The 10,170-nt window shown below is 73.2% G+C and carries 10 protein-coding genes; 5 read left to right on the top strand and 5 right to left on the bottom strand.

What is annotated here, in order from left to right; translation table 11 throughout:
• The first annotated feature begins 14 nt into the window (after positions 1-14).
• Positions 15-461, top strand: coding sequence for a hypothetical protein (locus tag GA0115242_RS26540; protein ID WP_161353286.1), 447 nt, complete (start codon positions 15-17; stop codon positions 459-461).
• A gap of 647 nt (positions 462-1,108) precedes the next feature.
• Here the strand turns inward: GA0115242_RS26540 and GA0115242_RS26545 are convergent.
• A complete protein-coding gene (locus GA0115242_RS26545) occupies positions 1,109-2,497 on the bottom strand; it encodes a cystathionine beta-synthase (protein WP_093832748.1) in 1,389 nt (462 codons plus the stop codon).
• A gap of 156 nt (positions 2,498-2,653) precedes the next feature.
• Here GA0115242_RS26545 and GA0115242_RS26550 point away from each other — a divergent pair, with 156 nt between their 5' ends.
• The 3 genes from GA0115242_RS26550 to GA0115242_RS26560 all read left to right on the top strand — a co-directional run bounded on the left by GA0115242_RS26550 (position 2,654) and on the right by GA0115242_RS26560 (position 6,113).
• Positions 2,654-3,700 carry an SGNH/GDSL hydrolase family protein gene (locus GA0115242_RS26550; RefSeq protein ID WP_176729919.1) on the top strand — a complete coding sequence of 349 codons (1,047 nt, stop codon included), beginning with the start codon at positions 2,654-2,656 and terminating at the stop codon, positions 3,698-3,700.
• A 129-nt stretch (positions 3,701-3,829) separates the two neighbouring features.
• A complete protein-coding gene (locus tag GA0115242_RS26555; protein WP_093832750.1) occupies positions 3,830-5,050 on the top strand; it encodes an acetyl-CoA C-acetyltransferase in 1,221 nt (406 codons plus the stop codon).
• 286 nt (positions 5,051-5,336) lie between these two features.
• On the top strand, positions 5,337-6,113 hold the full coding sequence (locus GA0115242_RS26560) for a hypothetical protein (protein ID WP_093832752.1): 777 nt from the start codon (positions 5,337-5,339) through the stop codon (positions 6,111-6,113).
• Positions 6,114-6,154: 41 nt separating this feature from the next.
• Here the strand turns inward: GA0115242_RS26560 and GA0115242_RS26565 are convergent, their stop codons facing one another.
• Positions 6,155-6,466, bottom strand: coding sequence for a hypothetical protein (locus tag GA0115242_RS26565; protein ID WP_161353288.1), 312 nt, complete (start codon positions 6,464-6,466; stop codon positions 6,155-6,157).
• A gap of 103 nt (positions 6,467-6,569) precedes the next feature.
• Here GA0115242_RS26565 and GA0115242_RS26570 point away from each other — a divergent pair, with 103 nt between their 5' ends.
• Positions 6,570-6,800 carry a DUF4287 domain-containing protein gene (locus GA0115242_RS26570; RefSeq protein ID WP_093832754.1) on the top strand — a complete coding sequence of 77 codons (231 nt, stop codon included), beginning with the start codon at positions 6,570-6,572 and terminating at the stop codon, positions 6,798-6,800.
• 94 nt (positions 6,801-6,894) lie between these two features.
• Here the strand turns inward: GA0115242_RS26570 and GA0115242_RS26575 are convergent, their stop codons facing one another.
• From GA0115242_RS26575 to GA0115242_RS26585, 3 genes are all read right to left on the bottom strand, one after another.
• Positions 6,895-7,785 (bottom strand): Bax inhibitor-1/YccA family protein, encoded by an 891-nt coding sequence (locus GA0115242_RS26575; protein ID WP_093832756.1) that lies wholly within the window; start codon positions 7,783-7,785, stop codon positions 6,895-6,897.
• A gap of 186 nt (positions 7,786-7,971) precedes the next feature.
• Positions 7,972-9,144 (bottom strand): 4-hydroxybenzoate 3-monooxygenase, encoded by a 1,173-nt coding sequence (locus GA0115242_RS26580; RefSeq protein ID WP_093832758.1) that lies wholly within the window; start codon positions 9,142-9,144, stop codon positions 7,972-7,974.
• 131 nt (positions 9,145-9,275) lie between these two features.
• Positions 9,276-9,965, bottom strand: a complete 690-nt coding sequence (locus GA0115242_RS26585) for a hypothetical protein (protein WP_093832760.1) — start codon at positions 9,963-9,965, stop codon at positions 9,276-9,278.
• Positions 9,966-10,170: the final 205 nt, after the last annotated feature.

The following is a 10,170-nucleotide window of genomic DNA, read 5'->3' on the forward strand; positions in this document are numbered from 1 at the left end:
GATGGGAGTCGGGGATGGACACACGGGACGCCGAGCTGAAGAAGGAACTGAACGCCACGCTCCAGGCGCGCAGGGAGCTGGGTGAGGAGTACGAGTCCGCGCTGGTCGACTCGTTCCTGGAGAAGGTCGACCAGCGCATCGACGGGGCGGTGGAGCGCCGGGTGCGCAGGCAGCTCGCCGAGCAGCAGATGGTGACGGCCCGCGGGGCGCGCGACCCGCGGCCGACGGACTCCTGGGGCGAGCGGTTCGGCTTCGCGATCGTCTCGCTGGTGCTGGCGATCCCGCTGTCCGCGATCGGCGGCGGGTTCGCCGGGCTCTCCGGTCTGCTGGTGACCTGGGCGGGCATCGTGGGCGTGAACGTGTTCCAGGCGCTGCGCGGCAACCCGGACCTGTTCGGCTCCGCCCGCCGGGCCCGGGAGAGCCGGGAGCGGGGCGCGAAGGCCGACGCCTGGAAGGACTGACCGCGCGTCACCACCGGGACCGCGCCACCGCCCGGCGGACACCCGGCCGCGTCCGGCGGGGGCCCGGCCTCTGCGGGGTCGCCCCGGCGGACCCCCGGCCCGCGTCCGGCGGGGGGACCCGGCCTCTGCGGGAGTGCGAGAAGAACGCCCCGGCCCTCGTGAGGGCCGGGGCGGAGCTGTGCGCGGGGACCGCCGCACCCCCGTGAACGGGGGGCGGGACGACGGCGGTCCCCGCGGGGGACGCGGGCCGGGTCAGGGCCTGACCACACGTCCTTGGCGTCCATGGAGGTCCGGGAGCCGCTCCGGAGGTCCTTGGCGCCGTTCGGCGCCGGCCGGGGCGGGGAGCCGCTCCCGCCCTGCCGACACCCATCAATCTGCCGGACTCGTGTTAAGCCGGTGCTGCGTGGACGTGACACCCTCGTACCACTTCCGCGAAGTCCGGCCCGCGGGCGCGGCACCGCGGGCCGGACGCCGGACCTGCGGGTTCACCGCGGGTTTCCCGCCCGGTCACACCCCAGGCCGCCGCTTCCGCCGGGCCCGGGACGCCCAGGACGCCGCTTCCGCCCGGCAGTTCGTCCGGGGCGGCCGCCGCCTCGGACGGGAGCGGCCGGACGGGTGCGAGCCGGTGAACCTGACCGGTCAGGGCACTAGTTGCCGCCCTTGGCGAGGAACGCCAGCAGGTCCTGCCGGGAGACCACGCCGGTCGGCTTGCCCTCGACGAGGACGATCGCCGCGTCCGCCGCGCCGAGCACCGACATCAGGTCGCCGACCGGCTCGCCGGAGCCGACCTGCGGCAGCGGGGCCGACATGTGCTTCTCCAGCGGGTCGTCGAGGGACGCCCGCTGGCTGAACAGCGCGTCCAGCAGCTCCCGTTCCACGACCGAGCCGACGACCTCGGCGGCCATCACGTCCGGGTGCCCGGCGCCCGGCTTCACGACCGGCATCTGGGAGACGCCGTACTCGCGCAGCACCTCGATGGCGTCGCCGACGGTCTCCTCCGGGTGCATGTGGACGAGGGACGGGATGGCGCCGTGCGCCTTGTCGCGCAGGACGTCGGCGACGCGGGCGCTGGGGCCGCTGTCCTCCAGGAAGCCGTAGTCGGCCATCCACTCGTCGTTGAAGATCTTGCTGAGGTAGCCGCGCCCGCTGTCCGGCAGCAGGACGACGACGACGTCGTCCGGGCCGAGCCGCTCGGCGACCCGCAGCGCGGCGACGACGGCCATCCCGCAGGAGCCGCCCACCAGCAGGCCCTCCTCCTTGGCCAGCCGCCGGGTCATCTGGAAGGAGTCCTTGTCGGAGACCGGCACGATCTCGTCGGCGACCGTGCGGTCGTAGGCGGTCGGCCAGAAGTCCTCGCCGACGCCCTCCACCAGGTAGGGGCGCCCGGAGCCGCCGGAGTAGACGGAGCCCTCCGGGTCGGCGCCGATGACCTGGACCCGGCCGTCACTGGCGTCCCTCAGGTAGCGGCCGGTGCCGGAGATGGTGCCGCCGGTGCCCACGCCCGCCACGAAGTGGGTGATCCGCCCCTCCGTCTGCTCCCACAGCTCGGGGCCGGTGGAGTGGTAGTGGGAGAGCGGGTTGTTCGGGTTGGAGTACTGGTCCGGCTTCCACGCCCCGGGCGTCTCGCGGACCAGCCGGTCGGAGACGTTGTAGTAGGAGTCCGGGTGCTCGGGGTCGACGGCGGTGGGGCAGACGACGACCTCGGCGCCGTAGGCGCGCAGCACGTTGATCTTGTCGGTGCTCACCTTGTCGGGGCACACGAAGATGCACTTGTACCCCTTCTGCTGGGCCACGATGGCGAGCCCGACACCGGTGTTCCCGCTGGTCGGCTCCACGATCGTGCCGCCGGGCCGCAGTTCGCCGCTCTGCTCCGCGGCCTCGATCATGCGCAGGGCGATGCGGTCCTTCACGGAGCCGCCCGGGTTGAAGTACTCGACCTTGGCCAGGACGGTCGCCTGGATGCCCTGGGTCACGTTGTTGAGCCTCAGCAGCGGGGTGTTGCCGACGAGGCTGATCATCGAGTCGTGGAATTGCACCGTTGTCTCCGGATGCCGCAAAAGAAAGGTCTGGGTGGTCCGGCCAGCCTACGGCCCGCACGGGTGACGGACCGCTGTTCACTCCCCGTGGGGATTGGGCGACGGCCGGTACGGGGCAAGGAGTGGATGTACGGGACGAGGAGGTGACGGCGACGGATGACCAGCATGTCGAGGGCGCGGGTGGCCCGGCGGATCGCGGCCGGGGCGGCGTACGGCGGCGGCGGGATCGGGCTGGCCGGTGCGGCGGCGGTCGGGGTGGTGCTGGCCGAGCTGCGGATGGCCAAGCGCCAGGTGGGTCACGGCTCCGGCGGCCGGGTCCCGGTGGCCGACGGCCGCTACGGGCACACGTACGACTCCCCCGGTGAGCCGCCGCTGCGGCTGACGGTGCTCGGCGACTCCACGGCCGCGGGCCAGGGCGTCCACCGGGCGGGGCAGACACCGGGCGCGCTGCTCGCGTCGGGTCTCGCGGCGGTCGCGGAGCGGCCGGTGGAGCTGCACAACGTGGCGCTGCCCGGGGCCACCTCGGACGATCTGGACCGCCAGGTGGCGCTGGTCCTCGCGGACTCCTCCCGGGTGCCGGACATCTGCGTGATCATGATCGGCGCCAACGACGTCACCCACCACCTGCCGGCCACCCGCTCGGTCCGGCACCTGTCGGGGGCGGTACGGCGGCTGCGCACGGCGGGCGCGGAGGTGGTCGTCGGCACCTGTCCGGACCTGGGCACCATCGAGCCGGTCCAGCAGCCGCTGCGCTGGCTCGCGCGCCGGGCGTCCCGGCAGCTCGCGGCGGCGCAGACGATCGGCACGGTCGAGCAGGGCGGCCGCACGGTGTCGCTGGGCGACCTGCTCGGCCCGGAGTTCGCGGCCAACCCGCGCGAGCTGTTCGGGCCGGACAACTACCACCCCTCCGCCGAGGGGTACGCGACCGCGGCGATGGCCGTGCTGCCGACGCTCTGCGCGGCGCTCGGCCTCTGGCCCGCCGAGGAGGACCGTCCGGAGATCGCCCGCCGCGAGGGCTTCCTGCCGGTGGCGCGGGCCGCCGCGGAGGCCGCGTCCGAGCCGGGCACCGAGGTGGCGGCGGCGGTACCGGCCGGGCCGCGCGGCCCCTGGGCCCTGCTGAAGCGGCGCAGGCGGCGGCGGGTGCGCGAGCCGGAGCCCGAGCCGTCGGCGCAGACCCCCGCGAGCGACCAAGCAAGCGCTTAGAAAATTGCGGCCAGTGTCACATCACGCCGACGGTGACCCGGCGGGTACGGACGGGTAACTTCCCAAGCGTCCGTGCCCGCCGTTCTCCCCGCCGAGGCGCTCCGCGCCACCCGTCCGTCTGGAGCCGTGATGCCCGAAGCCGTGATCGTCTCGACCGCCCGCTCCCCCATCGGCCGCGCCTTCAAGGGCTCCCTCAAGGAGCTGCGCCCCGACGACCTCACCGCGACCATCGTCCAGGCCGCCCTCGCCAAGGTCCCCGGCCTCGACCCCCGGGACATCGACGACCTCATGCTCGGCTGCGGCCTGCCCGGCGGCGAGCAGGGCAACAACCTCGGCCGGATCGTCGCCGTCCAGATGGGCATGGACCACCTGCCGGGCTGCACGATCACCCGCTACTGCTCCTCGTCCCTGCAGACCAGCCGGATGGCCCTGCACGCGATCAAGGCGGGCGAGGGCGACGTCTTCGTCTCGGCGGGCGTCGAGATGGTCTCCCGCTTCGCCAAGGGCAACTCCGACAGCCTCCCCGACACCCACAACCCGTTCTTCGCCGAGGCCGAGGCGCGCACCGCCGAGGTCGCCCAGCAGGAGGGCACCGACTGGCACGACCCCCGCGAGGACGGTCTGGTGCCGGACGCGTACATCGCGATGGGCCAGACCGCGGAGAACCTCGCCCGCTCGCGGGGGATCACCCGCCGGGACATGGACGAGTTCGGCGTCCGCTCGCAGAACCTCGCCGAGCAGGCCATCAAGAACGGCTTCTGGGAGCGCGAGATCACCCCGGTGACGCTGCCCGACGGCACGGTCGTCAGCAAGGACGACGGCCCCCGCGCGGGCGTCACCCTGGAGGGCGTCGAGGGCCTGAAGCCGGTCTTCCGCCCCGACGGACTGGTGACGGCGGGCAACTGCTGTCCGCTCAACGACGGCGCCGCGGCCGTCGTCGTCATGTCCGACACCAAGGCGGCCGAGCTGGGCCTGACCCCGCTGGCCCGGATCGTCTCCACCGGCGTCTCCGGACTCTCCCCCGAGATCATGGGCCTGGGCCCGGTCGAGGCGAGCAACCAGGCGCTGCGGCGGGCCGGTCTGACCATCGGCGACATCGACCTGGTCGAGATCAACGAGGCGTTCGCCGCGCAGGTGATCCCCTCCTACCGCGAACTCGGCATCGACCTGGACCGGCTGAACGTGAACGGCGGCGCCATCGCCGTCGGCCACCCCTTCGGCATGACCGGCGCCCGGATCACCGGCACCCTCATCAACTCCCTCCAGTTCCACGACAAGCAGTTCGGCCTGGAGACGATGTGCGTCGGCGGCGGCCAGGGCATGGCCATGGTGATCGAGCGCCTCAGCTGACCCCCGGCCGCGCTCTCGCTGCGTCACCGGCGGCCGACATCAGGTGAGCCTTTGGCCCGGAGTCCGGGGGAGACCCGGCCTCCGGGCCGTTCCGTGATCCAATCTCACCCAGGATGTGACCTATCTCCCTCGGGGGAGTGATTTACGCAGGTCAGAGTCGATACGGTGGCCGAGATCAGGCCCAAAGTCCTGTCCGTTTCGTGACGTTACGCACTGACAGCTGGTTAGTCCACCCTTCAAGCTGATGTAGGAAGTCGGGGGTCGACTTTGAACCGGGAGTACGTCAGTGAGCGCCATGCCGATCGCCTTGCTGCTCACCACGGCCGCCACCGGCGCCGTGGGCGTCGCCGTCCTGCGCACCCTCATGGTGCTGCGCAGGGAGGTCGCGGTCCTGCACACCCAGCTCGCCGAGAGGGACGCGCCGCACGGTCTCGTGCCCGCGGCCCGGCCCGCCGCCGAGACGGAGCAGATACGCAGCGCCGTCGCCGAGGCGCTCGCCGAGGAGCGCGAGCGTGAACTCGCCGAGGCGCGGGCCTTCTGGGCCGCGCAGGAGGCGCGCGACGCCTCCGACGCGCCGTCGCTGCTGGGTCTGCCGGACAGTGAGCTGTTCCTGCCCCGCCAGTCGGACTTCGTCGGCCTGGAGCCGGTGACCGAATTCGGTGTGGACGCCGAGGAGTTCCCCGGCGACTCCCCCGAACTGGCCGCCGCCCGCCGCCGCCACCCCTCGCACCCGGACTTCGTGCCGGTGCAGTCGCCGGTGGTGAACGACCACGAGCGCACCGTCACCACGCTGGAGTCGCTGGCCGACGGCCGGGTCGAACTGGCCGACGTCCGCCCGGGTCCGCTGGGCACCCTGGACGTCTACGTCTTCGCGGACGGCACCACCCTCTGCATGACCCCGGGCCACCGCGAGACCGCCGAACGGCTGGCCGCGGCCCTGACCGAGGGCGAGACCCCGTACCTGCTGGGCGGCTCGGGCATCTCCGGCGCCTACACGCTGACCTTCGCCTGCGGCGAGGAGAACGTGTACATCCTGGCGGACCGCGTCATAGCGTCCCTGTAGCCCCCGCCCGCCCCACGGGGCGGGCACCCGCCGTTCCGCCCTCAGACGCCCGCGCGTCCCTGCGCCGCGAGGACCACCCGCACCGCGTCCTCCACCTGGCCCGCGTCGGTCAGCAGCAGCGCGAGGTCGTTCCCGGCGACGGTGATCTGGTCGGCCGCGGCGAACATCCCCGCGTCCGGCATCTCGCGCGGCTCGCTCCCCGGCGACTCCACCTCCTGGGCCCACCGGGCCAGCTCCCGGGCGAGCCCCAGCGCCTCACCGGCGGCACCCCGCTGGAGTCGGGACTGCGGAGCGGCCCGCAGACGATCGGCGAAGTGCTCCACCGCACGGGTCAGAGGCGTCGTATCAACCACAGCGCGAGACTACGCGCCACGGCCCGAGTGTTGCCAACACGCCGACGCTCAGGCACGGTGACCTGAAGGACCGGCCACATCCCCTTTGCGTCCGGAGGCGCCGATGTCCCACGTCTTCTCCCAGGAGACCCATCGCAACCTGCTCGCCCGCATCCCGCACTGCACCGGTCGTGAGGTCTCCGACTGGCTGCGCACCGTGGAGGAGGGCCCGAGCCTCTTCCGCTTCGAGGACAAGGTCAGCTGGCTCCGCGCGGAGCACGACCTCTCCTACGGCCACGCCAAGGCGATCGTGCACGAGTTCGACCTCAGAAGGGCCGCGCGCAACCTGCGCTGACGGCGGGCGCCCGCTCCCGCCCCGTTCCACGACGAAGGGCCCCGGGAGATCCCGGGGCCCTTCCGATCGAGTCCGCCGACCGGCGCGCGGAGCGCTAGTCGTTGCTGTTGAGGATCGCGATGAGCCTCAGGAACTCCATGTAGATCCACACGAGCGTCAGCGTCAGGCCGAAGGCCGCGAGCCACGACTCCTCGCGCGGCGCGCCGTACGCGATGCCGTCCTCGACCTGCTTGAAGTCCAGGGCGAGGAAGCACGCGCCGAGCAGGATGCCGACGATGCCGAAGACGATGCCGAGCGGACCGCTGCGGAAGCCGAGGCCGTCACCGCCGCCGAAGACCGCGAACAGCATGTTCACCATCATCAGCAGCACGAAGCCGAGCGCCGCGGCCATCACGAAGCCGTAGAACCTGCGGTTGACCCGGATCCAGCCCGCCTTGTAGGCGACGAGGACACCGGCGAAGACCGCCATCGTGCCGATCACGGCCTGCATGGCCGCGCCGCTCGCGATGCGGTTGTCGACGACGCTGGAGACGACGCCCAGGAAGACGCCCTCGAACGCGGCGTACGCGAGGATCAGCGCGGGCGACGCCTTGCGCTTGAAGGACTGGACGAACGCCAGGACCATGCCGATCAGCGCGGCGCCGATGCCGATGCCGTACGAGCGACCGATGTTGGCGTCGTCGACCGGCAGCAGCGCCCAGGCGAGCGCGGCCGTCACGATCAGGGTGCCCAGCGTGGACGCCGTGCGCAGCACGACGTCGTCGATGGTCATCCGGCCGGCGGCCGGTGCCTGCGGCGGGGCCCCCTGCTGGAGGTCCTGCTGCGCGTAGGGGTTCTGCGCGTACGGGTTGCCGGCCGGCTGGGCGTACGGGTTGGCCTGCGTGCCGACAGCTGGTCCCCCGGCCTGCGGCGCGGCGTTGAAGCCCGCGTAGCCGTTGTCGCGGCTGAACCCCCGTCGCGAGAAGACCGGGTTTCTGCTCCTCATTTCACTCCTCCATGGCCACGCTGCGCGGCCTTGGCTCAAGAGTAATAGGTAGGCAAAGGAATGACCCTACTGCTTGGGGAGGATCTTTCCCTCGTCGTGTTCGCCAACACGCTACGCGGGCGAGTGATTCCCGCCACCAGAGGGGGGCCGTTCATGACAGAGCTGGGACAGAACGCCGTCGGACCGTCAGAACGGGAAGCCCGTGTACCCCTCGGCCAGATCGGCCGCCGCGGCCCGGCAGGACGCGATCCGCTCCCGGCGCGCCCGCTGCAGGCGGAGCTCGAACGGCGTGGCGTCCGGGGCCCGGTGGAGCAGGGCGGTCAGGTCGGCGGAGAACCGTTCGGCCTGCCAGACCCGGCGCAGACAGGTCGGCGAGTAGGAGGTGAGCAGGGCGTCCGATCCGGTCTCCCGCCGATGGACCAGCGCCCGCGCGAAGGTGACGACGTCTCCGACGGCGAGGTTCAGCCCTTTGGCCCCGGTCGGCGGCACGATGTGAGCGGCGTCACCCGCGAGGTGCAGCCGCCCGTACCGCATCGGCTCGTGGACCCAGGAGCGCATCGGGGTGACGGACTTCTGGGTGATCGGGCCGCGCGCGGGCACGGCGCCGTCGGCGGTCTCGAAGCGGCGTTCCAGCTCGGCCCAGAGAGCGTCGTCGCTCCAGGCGGCGGCGTCGGTCCCGGCGGGGACCTGGAGGTAGAGGCGGGAGACGGACGGGGAGCGCATCGACGCCAGGGCGAAACCGCGGTCGTGGCCCGCGTAGACGAGTTCGTCGTGGGCGGGCGGCGCGTCGGCGAGGACGCCCAGCCAGCCGAAGGGGTACGTCCGTTCGAAGACCTGGGCGAGCGCGGCCGGGACCGCGCGCCGGGTGACGCCCCGGAAGCCGTCGCAGCCGACGACGTAGTCGCACTCCAGGACCTCCTCGGCGCCCCGGTGCCGGAAGCGGACGCGGGGGCGCTCGGTGTCGGCGTCCTCCACGGCCAGCGCCCGCGCCTCGAACAGCAGCGGGCCGCCCTCGGCGAGCTGGAGGGCGATGAGGTCCTTGCAGACCTCCGTCTGGGCGTACACCATGACCGACCTGCCGCCGGTGAGACCGGCCAGGTCGATCCGGTGGCGCCGTCCCGCCCAGCGCAGTTCGACGCCGTCGTGGCGCAGGCCCTCCCGGTCCATCCGCTCCCCCGCGCCCGCCGCGCGCAGCACGTCGACCGTGCCCTGTTCCAGGACCCCGGCCCGCTGCCGCTGTTCGACGTAGGCGCGGTCGCGGCTCTCCAGGACGACCGCGTCGATCCCGGCGCGGTGCAGCAGCCGGGCGAGGAGGAGTCCGGCGGGACCGGCCCCGACGATGCCGACGGTGGTGCGCATCCCGCTCCTCCCGCTCACGCGAGTGTTCGCCTGGTGAATCTTTCCCCACCTTGTCGGGCGTGAGTCTGCGCCGGTGCCGGAGCGGTGTCAACGGGGCCCGGCCGCCGGTCGCGGCGGCCGGACCCGCGCGGTCAGCGTCCCGGCCACCCGTCGAGACGGCGGTGCAGGGTGACGCCGGGCCTGCCGCCGCCGGAGCGGGGGGCGGCCGCCGGGGCGTGCGCCACCGCGTCGTCGAGGACGCCGGTCACCTCGGCGGCCAGCGCGTCGACCCGGGTCCTGAGATCGGCGGCGGGCAGCCGGGACCGGGACAGCGCGTCCAGCCTGCGGTGGATGCCGTCGAGCCGGTGACTGGCGTCCTTGCCCAGCAGGAACGGCTTCGGCGTGGAGACGACGAACTGGTAAGCCCCGGCCAGTGTCTGACAGCCCGTGCACTCCTTGTTCACCGCGTCGCTGAGGTTGATCGCGTTGAGGTGCGTGCTGTCGCCCGCCATCGTGACGATCTGGAAGGAGAGCGCGACGGACCGGCAGTGGTCGTCGGCCGAGCAGCCCGCGGAGACGGCCTGCGCCTGGTTGCGCGCGGTGGCGGCGTCGACGGTGCCCAGCTGGCGGACCGTGAACGAGTCCCGGACCTCGGTGTGGTCGTGGTGGTCGGCGTGGCTGAAGACGTGGTCGGAGGCGACGGCGGAGTGCGGCATCGCGGTGGCGGCCTGCGCGGGCACGGCCGCGGCGGCACCGGCCATACCGGCGGCGAACAGCCCGGCGCGGACCGCCCGCCGCGCGAGCGGCCCGGCGCCGGAACGTGGCTTGCGGTGACTGGACATGGGTTCTCTCCTCGTGGCTGGTTCGGATGGATCCCGGGACGCGGCACGCGACCCGCGGGGCGTGAGGACGCGTGGGGCGCGTGGGCGTGGAGACCGGGTCGGAGGCGCTGGTGCCGTGACCGGCGCTGGCCGGCGGCGGCAGGTGCGGTGGAGGGCGCGGTTCCGCGGTCCGCCCGGTGCGCGGTCCCGCGCCCTCCCCGCCCGC

The organism is Streptomyces sp. SolWspMP-5a-2, from assembly GCF_900091845.1.
Lineage (GTDB): Bacteria > Actinomycetota > Actinomycetes > Streptomycetales > Streptomycetaceae > Streptomyces > Streptomyces doudnae.